Below are 18,646 nucleotides of genomic sequence, written 5' to 3' on the forward strand. Positions count from 1 at the left end.
GTCCCCGCCCCTTCCGCGTTACCCGCCAATCGGGTGATGTGTCGTAAGCTGAAGCACAACTTCGAAAGTTGCTTACTTCGGTTGCCGAGGCGCGGTCGTCACTCGGAGGGCGGTGCGTCTGCGCTGGTGAGCGCTCTGCCGTAAAGTCAAACCTCCCAATCGAGGTAACATTTTCCGGCAGAAGAGTGAACAATAATCGACGTTGTACTACTCGCTGTCTGGGCAAACCACCGCGATTTTTGAACCTTTTCGGCAATGCTCCGTTCGGCGGTACGAGTAAGGCGTTCACTGGGTAGCGTGATGCCAATCCGGCTGGTCTTGGGGGTGCTTGACTGCCGGATGACCGGACCTGTTGCACGAAGAACGCTGGTTGTCGCGCACGTTCGACGGTCGCTGGAGCCTAATCGGCTCCGCGGGGGCGCCGTCGAAATCGGAACTGTTTCCGGACGTTGCCGCGCGGCTGCACGCTGGAAAGGATCAATGTGTCTCGCCTTCGTTCCTGCGGGTTTGCCCGGTGTGTGGCACGCCGGGCCGATTTGTTGAACGAGTGGCAAAAAGCCGGTGGCCGCGAGGGGACGAACGCCCGGATCCGGCCGCCTTTTCTCGCGATTTTCCTGGTCGCGGGCCCCCTCTGCGTGTCATCTCCCAGCGCCCGGACGGCCCTGCGCTGACCTCACCCGTGCTCGAAAGGTTTCAGCAATGCCGCGATACGACGTCTCGGTTCCTGCCGCGGACGACGACAGATCCACCCTTGCCGGGCTGGTCCAGGCCCAAGCCGCCCGCACCCCGGCGGAACCGGCGCTGACCGGCGCCGACGGCACGCTGACCTACGCGACCGTCAACGCCCGCGCGAACCGGCTGGCGCGGCTGCTGATCCGGCACGGCGCCGGCCCGGAAGAGGTCGTCGCGCTCGTGCTGCCGCGGTCGGCCGACCTCGTCGTCGCGCAGCTGGCCACGGCCAAGGCCGGCGCCGCCTTCCTGCCCGTCGACCCCGACCAGCCCGCCGAGCGGCTCGCCTTCGTGCTCGCCGACGCGAAACCCGTGCTCGTCGTGGGCAGGGGGAACGCCAAAGCCACCCTCGACCTCGGCGAACCCGGCCTGCTCGACGGCCTGGCCGACACCGACCCCACCGACGCCGATCGGACGCGTCCGCTGCACCTCGACCACCCGGCCTACCTCATCTACACGTCCGGGTCGACCGGGGTGCCCAAGGGCGTGCTCGTCACCCACCGCGGCCTGGCCGGCTTCTTCGCCGCGATGCGGGAGCAGTACGACGTGCGGCCCGGCGACCGGGTCCTGGAGTTCTCCTCGCCGAGCTTCGACGCCTCGATCCTCGAGCTCGGCATGGCGCTGCCGGCCGGGGCGGCGCTGGTCGTGCCGCCGCCCGGCCCGCTGCTGGGCGACCGGCTCGCGGACGTCCTGGCCGAGCACAAGATCACCCACGCCCTCATCCCGCCGGTCGCGCTGGCCACGCTGTCCGCCGAGCACGCGGCCGGGCTGCCGGACTTCCGCACGGTGATCGTCGGCGGCGACGCCTGCCCGCCCGAACTGGTCCGGACCTGGGCGCCCGGCCGCCGGATGATCAACTCCTACGGTCCCACCGAATTCACCGTCGTGGCCACCTGGAGCGACCCGCTGGTCCCCGGGGGCACCCCGCCCATCGGCCACCCGCTGCCGGAGGCCACCGCGTACGTGCTCGACGAGGCCCTGCGTCCCGCGGCCACCGGTGAGCTCTACCTCGCCGGTCCGGAACTCGCCCGCGGGTACCTGGACCGGCCGGGGCTGACCGCGAGCCGGTTCGTGGCCGACCCCTTCGGCGAGCCCGGCGCCCGGATGTACCGGACCGGCGACGTCGTCCGCCGGACCGCCGGGGGCGAGCTGGAGTTCGCCGGGCGGACCGACCACCAGGTCAAGATCCGCGGGTTCCGGATCGAACCGGGCGAAATCGAAGCACTGCTGCGCGAGCAGGAGGGCGTCCGCGAGGCGGTCGTCGTCGCCCGCGAGGACCAGCCCGGCGTCAAGCGCCTGGTGGCCTACGTCGCCGGGGACGCCGATCCGGCCGACCTGCGCGCCGCCGCGGCCGACCGGCTGCCGCCGTACATGGTCCCGGCCGCTTTCGTCCCGCTCGCGGCGATGCCGCTGACCCACCACGGCAAGCTCGACCGCGACGCCCTGCCCGAACCCGACTGGGCCGCCCAGGTCCGGGCCGCCCACACCGCGCCCCGGACACCCGCCGAGCGGGCCCTCGCCGAGATCTGGGCGGACGTGCTGGGCGTGCCGGACATCGGCGTCGACGCGGACTTCTTCGAACTCGGCGGCGACTCCATCCTCGGCGCGCAGGCGCTCGCCCGGATCCGCGCCCGCTTCGGGGCCGAGCTGTCCCCGCGGGTGGTGTTCGACGCCCGCACCATCGCGAAGCTCGCCGAGCTGCTGCCGGCTCGATCCAGTGCCCCGGCCGGCCGGATCGAGCCCGTCGCTCACGACGCCGTGGTGCCGCTCTCGCCGGTCCAGCGCCGCCTCTGGGTGCTCGACCAGCAGAACCCCGGCAGCACCGAATACAACGCCGGGGTCGGCCTCACCCTCTCCGGCCCGCTGGACCGCGAAGCCCTGCTCGCCGCGCTGGACGGGCTGGCCGCGCGCCACGAGTCGCTGCGGACGACGTTCCCGACCGTCGACGGCGAGGGCGTCCAGGTCGTCGCCGAGGAAGGCACCATCCCGCTGCGGGAAGCCGACGCCGAGGCGGACCTGGACGCGCAGCTCGCGGCCGAACTGGACCGTCCCTTCGACCTGGCCGCCGGACCGCTCACGCGGGCCACGCTGATCCGCCGTGGCCCGGACGAGCACCTGCTCCTGCTCTGCCAGCACCACATCATCACCGACGGCTGGTCCGTCGGCCTGCTCGTCGACGAGTTCGCCACGCTCTACGCGGGGGAGAAGCCCGCGCCGCTGGACATCGGCTACCGCGACTACTCCCGCTGGCACCACGACCGGCTGACCGGGCCGTTGCGCGAGCGGCAGCTGGCGTACTGGCGCGAGCAGCTCACCGGCCTCGAGCCCCTGGACCTGCCCACCGACCGGCCCCGTCCGCCCGTCCGCGCCGGCGAGGGCGCGATCCGCCGGTACGCGCTGCCGGCGGAGCTGGCCGGCCGGCTCGCCGAACTGGGCCACGACACCGGCGCGACGCTGTTCACGACGCTGACCGCCCTCGTCCAGGTGCTGCTGGCCCGCTACACCGGGCAGGACGACGTCGCCGTCGGCACCGCGGTGTCCGGCCGCGACCACGACCAGCTCGAACGGCTCGCCGGCTTCTTCGTCAACACCCTCGTCCTGCGGTCCGCGGTCGATCCGGCCCAGCCGTTCGACGCTTTCCTCGACCGGGTCAAGGAAACGACGCTGGCGGCCTTCGCCGCCGCCGAAGTGCCCTTCGACCAGGTCGTCGACGACCTGCGGCCGGCCCGTGACCCGAGCCGGACCCCGCTGGTGCAGGTCCTGCTGGTGCTGCAGCAGGACCTCGTCCGGCCCCGGGAGGCGGGCGCCCTCCGCCTGGGCGAGCACGATCTGCCCCGCCCCCGGGCCCGGTTCGACCTCGTGCTGGAGTTCCAGCCGCAGGGCCGTAGCGTCGCCATCGAGTACGACACCGCGCTCTTCGACGCCGCGACGATCGACCGCTTCGCCGGGCACCTGCGCGTGCTGGCCGAAGCGGTGGTCGCCGAGCCGCACCGGCCGGTGGCCGAGCTGCCGATCCTGGGCGACGCCGAGCTGGCCCAGCTGGCCGAGCTGTCGCGCGGACCGGTGCTCGAAGCGCCGGAAGCCACCCTGCCGCAGCTGTTCGAGGCCCAGGCGGCCCGCACGCCGGACGCGGTCGCGGTCGTCTGCGAGGACCGCTCGCTCACCTACGCCGAGCTCGACGAGCAGGCCACCCGGCTGGCCCGGATCCTGGCCGAGCGGGGCGCCGGGCCCGAGCGGTTCGTCGCCGTCTCCCTGCCGCGCACCGAACGGATCCTGGTGGCGCTGCTCGGCGTGCTCAAGTCCGGCGCCGCCTACCTCCCGGTCGATCCGGCCTACCCCGCCGACCGCCAGGAACTGATCCTCGACGACGCCGGCCCGGCCCTGCTGCTCACCCCGGACGGCCGCGGCCCCGGGTCCGTCCCCGCGCTCGCGTTCGACGACCCGGCTCTGCTCGGCGGCGTCTCCGCCGCGCCGCTCGCCCGCGCCACGAACCCGGACCACCCCGCCTACGTGATCCACACGTCCGGCTCGACCGGCCGCCCCAAGGGCGTCGTGGTCGCCCACCGCAGCGCCGCGAACCTGATGGCGTGGGCCGGAACCGACTTCGCGGACGTCTTCCGGCCCGGGTCCACCGTGGTCGCTTCGACGTCGCTCAACTTCGACGTCTCGGTGTTCGAGATCTTCGCGCCGCTGATGACCGGCGCCACCGTCGAAATCGTGCGGGACGTGCTGGCCCTCGGCGAAGGCGAGCACACCGGCCGGCCGGTCGGCCTGGTCAGCGGGGTGCCCTCGGCGTTCGCCCAGCTGCTGGCCCAGGGCGCGGTGTCGCTGCGACCGTCCACTGTGGTCTTGGCCGGTGAGGCGCTGACGCGGCACGCGCTGCTCGACATCCGGAAAGCGTTGCCCGGCAGCCGGATCGCCAACATCTACGGACCCACCGAGTCCACTGTGTACGCAACCGCGTGGTACCACGACACCGACCGCACCCCGCCGATCGGCCGCCCGATCGCCGGCATCCGGTCCTACGTCCTGGATCCCGGCATGCGGCCCGTGCCCGTCGGCGTGCCCGGCGAACTGCACCTCGGCGGCGCCGGGGTGGCCCGCGGCTACCTCGGCCGGCCGGGCCTGACCGCCGACCGGTTCGTGGCCGACCCCTTCGGCGAGCCGGGCGCCCGGATGTACCGGACCGGCGACGTCGTGCGCTGGACCCACAGCTCGCTTTCCGGGGGTCCGGGTGGCGAAGCCCCCGGCCCGGGGCGAAGCCCCGGTTGTCGCAGCGGCGAGCTGGAGTACCTGGGCCGCGCCGACGACCAGGTCAAGATCCGCGGCTTCCGGATCGAGCCCGGCGAGGTCGAAGCCGCGCTGCGGCAGCACCCGGACGTCACCGAAGCGGTGGTGGTCGCGCGCACCGACGCCGGCCACCAGCGGCTGGTCGCCTACGTGGTGCCCGAGGCCCCCGCCGGCCTGCGCGAGTTCCTCGGCGCTTCGCTGCCCGCGCACCTCGTGCCGTCGGCGTTCGTGCCGCTCGACCGGCTGCCGCTCAACCCCAGCGGCAAGCTCGACCGGCGCGCCCTGCCCGCCCCCGACTGGACGGGCGGCACCACCCGCGTCGCGCCGCGCACCGAGACCGAACGGCTCCTCGCCGCCATCTGGGCCGATGCCCTCGGCCTGCCCGAGGTCGGCGTCGAGGACAACTTCTTCGAGCTCGGCGGCGACTCGATCCTCAGCATCCGGCTGGTGTCCGAGGCGGCCAAGGCCGGCCTGCGGATCACCACCAAGGACGTCTTCCGCCACCAGACGATCGCCGTGCTCGCCGCGGCGGCCGGGACGGTCGCACCCGCCGAGGAGCGGCCGCCCGCGACCGGCGAAGTGGTCGTCACGCCGATCCAGCACTGGTTCCTCGACACCGATCCGGCCGACCCGGACCACTTCGTCCAGCAGCTGGGCGTCCGGCTCGCCGACGACGTCGACGGAGACCGCCTGCGCGCGGCGGTGAACACCGTCGTCGCCCACCACGACGCCCTCCGGCTGCGGTTCCGCAAGACGACCGAGGGCTGGACGCAGTTCCACGCCGAGCCCGGCGAAGCCGACGTCTTCGGCGCGGAGATCGACATCGAACGCGGCCCGCTGGTGCGCGCGGACCTGGACGGCACCACGCTGCGCCTGACCGTGCACCACCTGGTGGTGGACGGCGTCTCCTGGCGGATCCTGCTGGAGGACATCGGCCACGCCTACCACGGGCGCGAGCTGAGCGCCCGGACGACGTCCTTCCAGGACTGGGCGAACCGGCTCGCCGAGCACGACTTCGCCGGCGACCTCCCGTACTGGCGGGCGGTCGACGGCGCCCAGATCCCGCTGGACACCGACGGCGCCAACACGGTGGCGAGCACCCGCACGGTCACCACCCGGCTGGACGCCGAGCTGACCCGGGCGCTGCTGCAGGACGTCCCGGGCGTCTACCGCACCCAGGTCAACGACGTGCTGCTGGCCGCCCTCGGCGGAGCCCTGCGCCGCTGGAGCGGCGCCGGCCGCGTGCTGGTCGACCTCGAAGGCCACGGCCGGGAGGACCTGTTCGACGACGTCGACCTCTCCCGCACGGTCGGCTGGTTCACGTCGATGTTCCCCGTAGCGCTCGACGCCCCGGACAGCGACATTCCCAACGCTGACATTGCGACGCTGCTCAAGTCCGTCAAGGAGCAGCTGCGCGCGATCCCGGCCCGCGGCCTGTCCTACGGCGTGCTGCGCCACCTCGCCGGGACCGCCCCCGCGGTGACGCCCCGGCTCAGCTTCAACTACCTCGGCCGCTTCGAGGTCGAAGGCGAGCTGTACCAAGGGATCGAGCGGGAACTCGAACTCTCGCAGCACCCCGCCGACGTCCGCGCGCACGCCGTCGACGTCGTCGCCCGGGTCGCCGAGGGCCGCCTGGAGATCACCTGGTTCTACTCGGACCAGCTGCACGAGGAAGCCACCATCCGGACCGTCGCCGACGACCTCGTCCACGGGCTGGCCGGGATCGCCGCGCACTGCGCCGAGCCGGGTGCGGGCGGCCGCACGCCGTCGGACTTCCCCCTGGCCGGCCTCGACCAGGCCGCGGTGGACCGGCTCGCCGGCGACGGCCGCGACGTCGAGGACATCTACCCGCTCACCCCGGCCCAGGCCGGCATGCTCTTCCACCGGCTCACCGGCGGCGGCCGGCACGCCTACCTCCAGCAGGTGACGTTCGTGATGAGCGACGTCCCCGACCCGGCCGCGCTCGGCCGCGCCTGGCAGCGGGTGGTGGACCGGACGCCGGTCCTGCGCACCCAGGTCGTCTGGGACGGCCTCGACACGCCGGTGCAGGTGGTCCACCGGCAGGTCACCCTGCCCGTCGAGCACCGGGACTGGACGTCCGCACCGGAGGACCTGGACACCGTGCTGGCGGCCGACCGGGACGCCGGCCTGGACCTGGGGGAGCTCCCGCTGATGCGGCTGCTGCTCGCGCGCGTCTCGGCGACCGAAGTCCGCGTGGTCTGGACGTTCCACCACCTGCTGCTGGACGGCTGGAGCCTCTTCCAGGTGCTCTCCGACGTCGCGGCGGCGCACGCCGGGCGCACGCTGCCGGCCCGCCCGCCGTTCCGCGACCACGTCCGGTGGCTGTCCGAACAGGACCAGCCGACGGCGGAAACCTACTGGCGCGAAAGGCTTTCCGGGCGGCCCGAGCAGGCCCGCCTGCGCACCGACCGCCCTCGGTCCCCAGCGCACCCGGTCGAATCGACGGCCTCGCTGCGGATCGAGCTGCCCGCCGGGCCGCTGCGCACCGCCGCGCAGCGCCTCGGGCTCACCCTCAACACGCTCGTCCAAGGCGCCTGGGCCGTGCTGCTGGCCCGCCACACCGGCCGGCCGGAGGTCTGCTTCGGCACCACGGTCGCCGGCCGGCCCGCCGAACTGCCCGGGGCCGGGGAGATCACCGGCATGTTCATCACCACGCTGCCGGTCGTCGCCGACGTCGACGAGCGGGCGGCCGCCGCGGACTGGCTGCGCGGCCTCCAGGACGCCCAGGCCGAAGCCCGGCGGTTCGACCACCTGTCCCTGGCGCGCCTGCAGAGCTGGGGCGGGGAGTTCGACAGCCTGCTCGTGTTCGAGAACTACCCGGTCACCGCGGAGCTCGGGCTGCGCGACCTGCGGGGCGTGGAGACGACCAACTACCCGCTCAGCGTCGTCGCCTACCCCGGCGAGGAGCGCTTGGAGTTCCTGTTCGGCTACGACCCCGAGCTCTTCGACGCCGAGACGGTCGCCGGGTTCGCCGGGCACCTCGAGACCCTGCTGGCCGAGCTCGCGACCCGGCCGCACGAGCCGCTCGCCCGGCTGCGCATGCTCACCGACACCGAGCAGCAAGCCGTCCTGGACCAGGGGAACGGCGCCACGCAGGACTGCCCGGACACGACCGTGCCCGCCCTGTTCGCCGAGCAGGTGCGCCGCACTCCCGACGCGGTCGCCGTCACCGGCGACGTAACCCTGACCTACGCGGAGCTGGACGCCCGGGCGAACCGGCTGGCCCACCGCCTGCTCGCCCTCGGGGCGCGGCGGGACGGCCTGGTCGGGCTGCTGCTCGGCCGCTCGGCCGACGTCGTCGTCGCCGAACTGGCGGTGCTCAAGGCCGGCGGCGCCTACCTGCCGCTGGACGCCCGCGCACCCCGCAGCCGGCTGACGGCGCTGCTCGACGGGGTCCGCGTGCTGGTGACCGACGACGCCGGCCGGGCGCTCGCCGAGGACGTCCACAGTGGACCGGTGGTGACCATCGGCGAATCCGGTGACGAGCCCTCCGACGCGCCGGATGTCCTGCTGCGGCCGGACAATCTCGCGTACGTCATGTACACCTCGGGCTCGACGGGGACGCCCAAGGGGGTGGCCGTCAGCCACCGGGCCGTCGTCGGCCTGGCCCGGGAGCGGGCCTTCGCCGTCCCCGCCCACCGGAGCGTGCTCATGCACTCCGCGCTGGCGTTCGACGCTTCGACGTACGAGCTGTGGGTACCGTTGCTCAGCGGCGGCCGCGTGGTCGTCGCGCCGCCGGGGGACATCGACGCCGACGTGCTGCGCCGCGTGATCACCACGCACGGGGTGACCGGGCTGTTCATCACCGCGGGGCTGTTCCGCGTGCTGGCGCAGGAGGATCCCGGCTGCCTGCGCGGCGTCCGCGAGGTGTGGACGGGCGGCGAGGTGGTGCGTCCCGCCGCGGTGCGGCAGGTGTCGGACGCGTGCCCGGGGCTGACCGTGGTCGACGTCTACGGCCCCACCGAGACCACGACGTTCGCCACCCGGTTCCCGCTGCCGCCCGGCGAGCCGGTGCCGGACGTGCTGCCGATCGGACGGCCGCTGGACGACACCGCGGCCCACGTGCTCGACCACGGGCTGCGGCCGGTGCCGCCGGGTGCCGTCGGCGAGCTGTACCTGGCCGGCACCGGGCTGGCCCGCGGCTACCTCGGGCAGCCGGCGCTGACGGCGGAACGGTTCCTGGCCGACCCGTTCGGAGCGCCTGGCGCGCGGATGTATCGCACGGGCGACCTCGTGCGGTGGACCCGCGGCTCGCTTTCCGGGGGTCCGGGTGGCGAAGCCCCCGGCCCGGGGCGAAGCCCCGGTTGTCACAGCGTGCTGGAGTTCGTCGGCCGCGCCGACGACCAGGTGAAGATCCGCGGCTTCCGCGTCGAGCTCGGCGAGATCGAGACGGCGCTGACCGCCCACGCGGGCGTGGCCGAAGCCGTCGTCGTCGCGGCCGAAAACGGCGGGTCCAAGCGGCTCGTGGCCTACGTCGTCGTGACCGGGACGCCGGACCTGCGCGAATTCCTGCTGCGCTCGCTGCCGGACTACCTCGTCCCGGCCGTGTTCGTGCCGCTCGAAGCCCTGCCGCTGAACGAAAACGGCAAGGTCGACCGCCGGGCGCTGCCCGCGCCCGACTTCGTCTCCGGGCTCGGGTACCGCGAGCCCGCCACGGACGCCGAGCGGCTGCTCGCCGGCATCTGGGCCGAGGTGCTGCGGGTGGAGCGGGTCGGCGCCGACGACAACTTCTTCGAGCTCGGCGGCGACTCGATCCTGAGCATCCAGGTGGTCTCCCGGGCCCGCCGGGCCGGCCTCGACCTGATGCCCGGCCAGGTCTTCGACCACCCGACCGTCGCCGCGCTCGCCCTCGCCGCCACCCCGGCCGCGCCCGCGGCCGTCGCCGACGCCGAACCGGTCACCGGCGGGATGCCGCTGACGCCGGTGCAGCACTGGTACCTCGACCCGCGGCCGGTGCACCCCGGGCAGTTCGCCCAGTCCGTCTCGGTGGAACTGCCGGCCCCGCCGGACCCGGCGGTGCTGCGCCGCGCGCTGCGCGAGCTCCAGCTGCACCACGACGCCCTGCGGCTGCGGTTCACCGCCGACGGCCCGCACCACGCGCCGGACGCCCAAGACGTCCTCGGCGCCACGATCGACCTCGAAACCGGGCCGCTGCTGCGTGCCGACCTGTCCGGCACGACGCTGACGCTCGCCGCGCACCACCTGGTCGTCGACGGCGTTTCGTGGCGGATCCTCCTGGAGGACCTGGAAACCCTGCTCGAAGGCGGCGAACTGCCGGCCCGGACGACATCCTTCCGCGACTGGGCCCGCACCCTGGCCCGCCACACGGCCGACGGCTTCTTCGACGGCGAACTCGCCCACTGGGCGGCGATCGACGCCGACCCGGACCTGCCGGTCGACGCGGCGGGCGAAAACACCTACGGCTCGGCCCGCTCGCTGGTCGTGCGGCTGCCCGCGGACGTGACCCGCGCGGTGCTGCACGACGTGCCGGGGGCGTACCGGACGCAGGTCAACGACGTCCTGCTGACCGCGCTCGGCCGCGTGCTGGGCGACTGGACCGGCCGCGACCGCGTGCTGGTCGACCTCGAAGGCCACGGGCGCGAAGACCTGTTCCCCGGGATCGACCTCTCCCGCACGGTCGGCTGGTTCACCTCGATCTTCCCGGTCGAGCTGACCTCGTCCCGGGCGGACTGGGGCGAGGCCCTGAAGACGACGAAGGAACGGCTGCGGGCGATTCCCCGCCGGGGGATCGGCTACGGCGCCCTGCGCTACCTCGCCGGTACCGCCCCGCACCTCGAACCGCGGATCAGCTTCAACTACCTGGGCCGCTTCGACCACGGCGGCGGCCTGGGCGGCGCCGCGCACCCCGAGCAGACCCGCGCGCACCAGCTCGACGTCGTCGGCGCGGTCGTCGGCGACGAGCTGGAACTGACCTGGCAGTACTCGGCGGGCGTGCACACCGAGGCCACCGTCCGCCGGCTGGCCGACGCCCTCTCCGAAGCGCTCACCGGGATCGCCGCGCACTGCGCCCGGCCGGACGCCGGCGGCCGCACGCCGTCGGACTTCCCGCTGGCCCGCCTCGACCAGGCCGCGGTGGACCGCCTCGCCGGCACCGGCCGGACGGTCGAGGACATCTACCCGCTCACCCCGATGCAGTCGGGCATGGTCTTCCACAGCCTTGTCGACGGCGCGGCCGGGACCTACCTCAACCAGGTGCGGCTGCGGCTGACCGGCATCACCGACCCCGAGCGCCTCGCCCGGGCGTGGCAGTCGGTCGTCGCGGACACGCCGGTGCTGCGCACCCGCGTCGTCTGGGACGGGCTCGACGAGCCCGTGCAGGTCGTCGAGCGGGCCGTCACGGTCCCGGTCGTCCAGCTCGACTGGACGGCGCTGGACGACGACGAGCGGGCCCGCGAGCAGGAGCGGTTCCTCCAGGCTGATCGCGCGGAGGGCTTCGACCTGACGGCCGCGCCGCTGCTGCGGCTGGCGTTCGCCCGGCTGCCCGGCGGCGACGTCCTGCTGGTGTGGACGTTCCACCACGTGCTGCTCGACGGCTGGAGCGCCGCGCAGGTGTTCGGCGAGGTGTGCGCCCGGTACGCGGGCGCCACGACGCCGGGGCACCGCCCGCCGTTCCGCGAGTACCTGCGCTGGCTCGGCGAGCAGGACACCGTGGCCGCCGAAGCCCACTGGCGCGACCAGCTGGCCGGGCTGCGGACGCCGACCCCGCTGCCGTTCGACCGCCGTCCGGTCGAGGCCCACCGCGCCCGGTCCGCCGCGTCGGTCCGGGTGTCGGCACCCGCCGACGGCCTGCGGGAGCTGGCGCGCCGCGCCGGCCTGACGCTCAACACGATCGTGCAGGGTGCCTGGGGGCTCGTGCTTTCCCGCTACAGCGGGGAATCCGACGTCGTCTTCGGCACCACCGTGTCCGGCCGGCCGGCCGACCTGCCGGGCGTCGAGTCGATGGCCGGGCTGTTCATCAACACCCTGCCCGCACCGGTGACCGTCCACGACGGACACACCGTGGCGGACTGGCTGCGCGAGCTGCAGGCGGCCCAGGCGCGCTCGCGCCGGTTCGACTTCGTGTCGCTGGCCCAGCTGCAGACCTGGGCGGGCGGCACCACGCTGTTCGACAGCATCCTCGTCTTCGAGAACTACCCGTTCGACACCGAAGCCGTGGCCGCGCACGGGATCGGCCTGCACGAGGAAGGCGAGCTGCAGCCGACCAACTACCCGCTCAGCGTCGTCGTCGCGCCCGGCGAGCGGCTGACGGTGACCTTCGACCACGACCCGGACCTGTTCGACCGGGCCACCATCGACCGGCTGGCCGGGCAGCTGCTGCTCGCCCTCGACCGCATCGCCGCGGGCCCCGGCCTGCGGGTCGGCGAGCTCGACCTGCTGACCGACGGCGACCGCGAGCGCGTGCTGCGGACGTTCAACGACACCGCGCACCCGGTGGCCGAGGCCACCGTGGTGAGCCGGTTCGCCGAGCAGGTCCGCCGGACGCCGGACGCCCCGGCGGTCGGCGACCTGACCTACGCGGAGCTCGACGCCCGTGCCGACGGGCTCGCCCGCCGGCTGATCGAGCTGGGTGTGGGCGTCGAGGACCGGGTGGGCCTGCTGCTGGAGCGGTCGGCCGACGTCGTCGTCGCCGAGCTGGCGGTGCTCAAGGCCGGGGCCGCGTACGTGCCGGTCGACCTGCGCGCGCCGGCGAGCCGGATGCGCCTGGTGCTGGCCGAAGCGGGCGTCTCCGTGGTCGTCACCGATCGGTCCGATGTGGACGTCCATGATGGACCCGTCGTGCGGGTGGACGAGACCGGCCCGGCCGGTGCGGCCGATGTCGTGGTGCAGCCGGGGAATCTGGCGTACGTGATGTACACGTCCGGGTCGACGGGTCAGCCCAAGGGCGTGGCGGTGACCCACCGCGACATCGTGGCTCTCGCGTCGGACCGGTCGTTCGCGGGCGAGGCGCACCGCAGCGTGCTGCTGCACTCGCCGCAGGCGTTCGACGCCTCGACGTACGAGGTGTGGGTGCCGCTGCTCAACGGCGGCCGGGTGGTCGTCGCGCCGCCGGGAGACGTCGACGCCGACGTCCTGCGCGAGGTCGTCGCGGGGCAGGGTGTCACCGCGCTCTGGCTGACCGCCGGGTTGTTCCGCCTGCTGGCGCAGGAGGATCCCGGCTGCCTGCGCGGCGCCGGCGAGGTGTGGACCGGCGGCGACGTCGTCCCCGCCGCCGCCGTCCGCCAGGTGCGGGCGGCCTGCCCGGGGCTGACCGTCGTCGACGGCTACGGCCCCACCGAGACGACCACCTTCGCCAGCCGGTACGTCCTGGCCCCCGAAGCCGCGGTCCCGGACGCGATGCCGATCGGGCAGCCGCTGGACAACATGGCCGCCTACGTCCTCGACGAGGGGCTGCGGCCGGTCCCGCCGGGCGTGACGGGGGAGCTGTTCGTCGCCGGCGCCGGCGTGTCCCGCGGCTACCTCGGCCGGCCGGGGCTGACCGCGGAACGTTTCGTGGCCAACCCCTTCGGCGAGCCGGGCGCGCGGATGTACCGCACTGGCGACGTGGTCCGCTGGTCCGGTGGCTCGCTTTCCGGGGGTCCGGGTGGCGAAGCCCCCGGCCCGGGGCGAAGCCCCGGTAATCACGCAGCCGTGCTGGAGTTCGTCGGCCGCGCCGACGACCAGGTGAAGATCCGCGGCTTCCGGATCGAGCTGGGCGAGATCGAGACGGCCCTGTCCGCCCACCCGGACGTCGCCGAAGCGGTCGTCGTCACCCGCGACCGGCGGCTCGTCGCCTACGTCGTCACCACCGCGGGCACCGCCGACCTCCGGGCGTGGCTGCAGCGCGACCTGCCCGACTACATGGTGCCGTCGGCCTTCGTGACGCTCGACGCGCTTCCCCTGAGCGCCAACGGAAAGGTCGATCGCCGGGCGCTGCCGGAACCCGCCGCGGAGCCGATGGCCGGGTACGTGCCGCCGCGCACGGACACCGAACGCGTGCTCGCCGAAGTCTGGGCCGAGGTGCTGGGCGTGCCCGGCGTCGGCGTCGAGGACAACTTCTTCGAACTCGGCGGCGACTCGATCCTCAGCATCCAGGTCGTCTCCCGGGCCCGGCGGCACGGCCTCGCGCTGACCCCGCGGGACCTGTTCGCCCACCAGACCGTCGCCGCGCTGGCCGTCGCGGCGGGCTCGGCCGCGGTCACCGTGGCCGAGCAGGGACCGGTCACCGGCGTCGCCGCGCTGACCCCGATCCAGCTCTGGTTCTTCGCCGGGCACTTCGGCGATCCCGACCAGTTCACGCAGTCGGTGCGGATCGAGCGGGCCGAACCGTTCGACGTCGGGACGCTGCGAGCGGCACTGGCCACGCTGACCGCGCACCATGACGCCCTGCGGATGCGGTTCACCATCGGCGGCCAGGAAAACGCCCCGGCCGAACCGGCCAAGATCCTCGGCGCCGGCATCGACGTGGCCCGCGGGCCGCTGCTCACCGCCGAACTGCTCGAGCCTGCCGTCCTGCGGCTGACGGTCAACCACCTCGTCGTCGACGGCGTTTCGTGGCGGATCCTCCTGGAGGACTTCGAGACCGCCTACCGCGGCGGGCCGCTGCCGCCGAAGACGACCTCGTTCCGCGACTGGGCCAACCGGCTCGCCGCGCACGCCCAGGCCGGCGGCTTCGACGACGAACTGCCGTACTGGCGCGAAGCGCTCGCCGTCGACCCTGCTTTGCCGATCGACACTGCCCTCCCGGTCGACCACGGCGCCGCCGAGGAGGGCACCGGCACGGTCACCACGCGCCTGGACGCCGAGCTGACGCGGGCGCTCCTGCAGGACGTCCCGGCCGCCTACCGGACGCAGGTCAACGACGTGCTGCTGGCCGCGCTGGGCCGGGTGCTGGCTCGCTGGACCGGCCGCGACGGCGTGCTGATCGACCTGGAGGGCCACGGCCGCGAGGACCTGTTCGACGACGTCGACCTGTCCCGCACGGTCGGCTGGTTCACCTCGCTCTACCCGGTGGCGCTGCGGATCGACGACGACTGGGGTGCGCTGCTCAAGTCGGTCAAGGAACAGCTGCGCGCGGTGCCCCGCCGCGGAGCGGGCTTCGGCGCGCTGCGGTACCTGACCGGGACCGCGCCCGCGCTGCAGCCCGAGATCAGCTTCAATTACCTGGGCCGGCTCGACGGCGCCGCCGGCAGCCTCGACTCTTCGGTCGGCGAAGGGGCCGGCCGGGCGCACCTGCTCGACGTCGTCGGCCGGGTGGACCGGGAAACCCTGGAACTGACCTGGTACTACTCGCGCGGCACGCACACCGCCGCCACGGTGGAGCGCCTGGCCGCGGAACTGGTGGCCGCGCTGGGCGAAGCCGTCGCGCACTGCGCCGAACCCGGTGCCGGCGGCCGCACCCCGAGCGACTTCCCGCTGGCCGAGCTGACCCAGCGGCAGGTGGACCGGATCGCCGGTGACGGCCGTGGCGTGGCCGACGTCCACCCGCTCACGCCGATGCAGGCGGGCATGGTCTTCCACGGGCTGTCCCAGGAATCCCAGGGTGTCTACTTCGAACAGGTCACCGCGGTCCTGGACGGCGTGGCCGAGCCGCGGTTCCTGGCCGAAGCGTGGCAGCACGTGGTCGACCGGACGCCGGTCCTGCGCGGCAGCGTCGTCTGGGAGGACGTCCCCGAGCCGCTGCTCGTGGTCCACCGCGAAGCACGGGTACCGGTCACCGAGCTCGACTGGCGGAATCGCGATCGCGAGGAAGCCCTGCGCGAGCTGCTCGCGAGTGACCGGGCGAAGCCGTTCGACCTGGCGGCCGCGCCGCTGGTGCGGATCACGCTGGCCCGGCTTCCGGGCGACGCCGTTCAGCTCGTCTGGACGTTCCACCACGTGCTGCTGGACGGCTGGAGCGTCTTCCAGGTGCTCTCCGACGTCTGCACCGCCTACGCGGCGCTGCGCGACGGCACGCCGCCCGCGCTGCCGCACCGCCGCCCGTTCGGGGACTACGTCACGTGGCTGAGCGGCCAGACCGCCGAGGGCGCCGAAGAGTACTGGCGCCGCGAGCTCGCCGACGTCACCGAGCCGACGCCGCTGCCCTACGACCGGGTCCCCGCGTTCGCCCACGAATCGAGCTCATCGACCTGGGTCAGCCGCGACCTGGACGAGGCGGCGACCGGCCGGCTGGCGGCGTTCGCCCGGCGGGAGCGGCTCACCCTCAACGCCGTCGTGCAGGGGGCCTGGGCGCTGCTGCTGGCCCGGCACAGCGGCGAGGACGACGTCTGCTTCGGCGCCACCGTGTCCGGCCGCCCGGCCGGGCTGGCCGGCGTCGACGACATCACCGGCATCTTCATCAACACCCTGCCGGTGCGGGTCACCGCCGACCCGGCGGCCCCGGTCGCCGGCTGGCTGCGCGGCCTGCAGACCGCGCAGGCGGAATCACGCCGGTTCGAGCACGTGCCGCTGACCGCGGTGCAGGCCTGGAGCGGGGTCGAGGGCGGCCGGAACCTGTTCGACAGCCTCGTGGTGTTCGAGAACTACCCGGTCACCGCCGACGATGTCGCCGCGCACGGGGTGCGGCTGCGTGACCTGCAGGCGATGGAGACGACGAACTACCCGCTCAGCATCGTGGCTGCGCCCGGCCCGCGCCTGTCGCTCGGCCTGGGCTACGACCCGGCGCTGTTCGACGAAGCGACGATCCGGCGGCTGGCCGGGCGGCTCGAACACCTCCTGGAAGCGATCGCCGAAGACCCGGCCCGGCCGCTGCGGGAGTTCGACGTCCTCGGTGCCGGCGAACGCGACCAGGTCCTCGTGACCTTCAACGACACCGGCCACGAGGTCCCGCCGGTCACCCTCACCGGGCTGATCGAGGCCCAGGCGGCTCGCACCCCGGACGCCGTCGCGGTGCTTTCCCGCGACGAACGGCTCACCTTCGCCGAACTCGACGCCCGCGCCGACCGGCTGGCCCGGCTGCTGGCCGCGCGGGGTGCCGGGCCGGAACGAATCGTCGCGCTCGCCCTCGGGCGTTCGGTGGAGATCGTCGTCGCGCAGCTGGCCGTGCTGAAGACCGGCGCCGCGTACCTGCCGGTCGACCCGGACTACCCGGCCGAGCGGATCGCGTTCATGCTCGCCGACGCGAACCCGGTCGTCGTGGTGACCAAGCCCGGAACGCCGCTGCCGGTGGAGAACGTGCTCGTCCTCGACGGCTCGGAGGCCCACAGCCCGGCCGGCCCACTCGGCCGGTCGGTGCCCCTGGCCGCGCCGGCGTACGTCATCTACACCTCGGGCTCGACCGGCACCCCGAAGGGCGTCGTCGTCACCCACGCCGGTCTCGCGAGCTTCTCCGGGGCCGAAATCGCCCACTTCGACGTCCGGCCCGGCGACCGCGTGCTGCAGTTCTCTTCGCCGAGTTTCGACGCGTCGGTGCTGGAGCTGTGCATGGCGCTGCCCGCCGGGGCCGCCCTGGTCGTGCCGCCGCCCGGGCCGCTGCTCGGCGAGCACCTGGCCGCCGTGCTGCGCGACGAAGGCGTCACCCACGCGCTGATCCCGCCGGTCGCCATGGCGAGCGTGCCCGACGTCGAGCTGCCCGCGTTCCGGACCCTGGTCGTCGGCGGCGAGGCCTGCCCGGCCGACCTGGTGGCCCGCTGGGCACCGGGCCGCCGGATGATCAACGCCTACGGGCCCACCGAAACGACGGTGGTGGCGACCTGGAGCGACCCCCTCGAACCCGGGGCCACCCCGCCGATCGGCCGCCCGATCCGCAACACCCGCGTCCGCGTCCTCGACGCCGCCCTCCGCCCGGTGCCGATCGGCGTCGCGGGGGAGCTGTACGTCTCCGGTGCGGGGCTCGCCCGCGGGTACCTCGACCGGCCGGGCCTGACCGCCACGCGGTTCCTCGCCGATCCGTTCGGGGCGCCGGGGACGCGGATGTACCGCACCGGTGATCTGGCGCGGTGGCGCGCCGACGGCACGCTCGAGTTCCTGGGCCGCGCCGACGACCAGGTGAAGATCCGCGGCTTCCGGATCGAGCCCGGCGAGATCGTGGCGGTCCTGCGCAAGCACGCGGGAGTCCGCGACGCCGCCGTGGTCGCCGACGGCCAGCGGCTGATCGCCTACTTCGTGGGCGATCCGGACAGCGCCGATCCGGGCAGCGCCGATCCGGGCAGCGCCGATCCGGGGAGCGGGCTGCGGGAGCACGTCGCCGCGGCCCTGCCGGCCCACTTCGTGCCCGCCGCGTTCGTCCGGCTCGACGCGCTTCCGTTGACGGCCAACGGAAAGCTGGACCGGCGGGCGCTGCCCGCCCCGGCCGCGCCGGAGGAGAGCGCCGGGTACGCAGCCCCGGAAACCGAGACCGAAGAAGTCCTCGCGGCCATCTGGGCGGAGGCGCTCGATCTCGACCGGGTCGGCGTCGAGGACAACTTCTTCGCCCTCGGCGGCGATTCGCTGCGCAGCCTGCAGATCACGTCGATGACGAAGTCGGCCTTCGACGTCGAAATCACGCCAAGGGACGTGCTCACCGCCGGCACCGTGCTGGCGCTGGCGGAGCTCGTCGAAGAACGGGTCCTGCAGGACCTCGAACGGCTCGCCGCCGGCCACGACCACTGAACGAAAACCCTTACCGGAA

Annotated in this window: 1 protein-coding gene; it reads left to right on the forward strand. The window is 74.0% G+C overall.

The features are described 5' to 3' along the window. Nucleotides 1-699 precede the first annotated feature (699 nt). A complete protein-coding gene (locus tag ISP_RS16810) occupies nt 700-18,627 on the forward strand; it encodes a non-ribosomal peptide synthetase (protein WP_013224965.1) in 17,928 nt (5,975 codons plus the stop codon). The last annotated feature ends 19 nt before the right edge of the window (nt 18,628-18,646 follow it).

Source organism: Amycolatopsis mediterranei, assembly GCF_026017845.1.
GTDB lineage: Bacteria > Actinomycetota > Actinomycetes > Mycobacteriales > Pseudonocardiaceae > Amycolatopsis > Amycolatopsis mediterranei.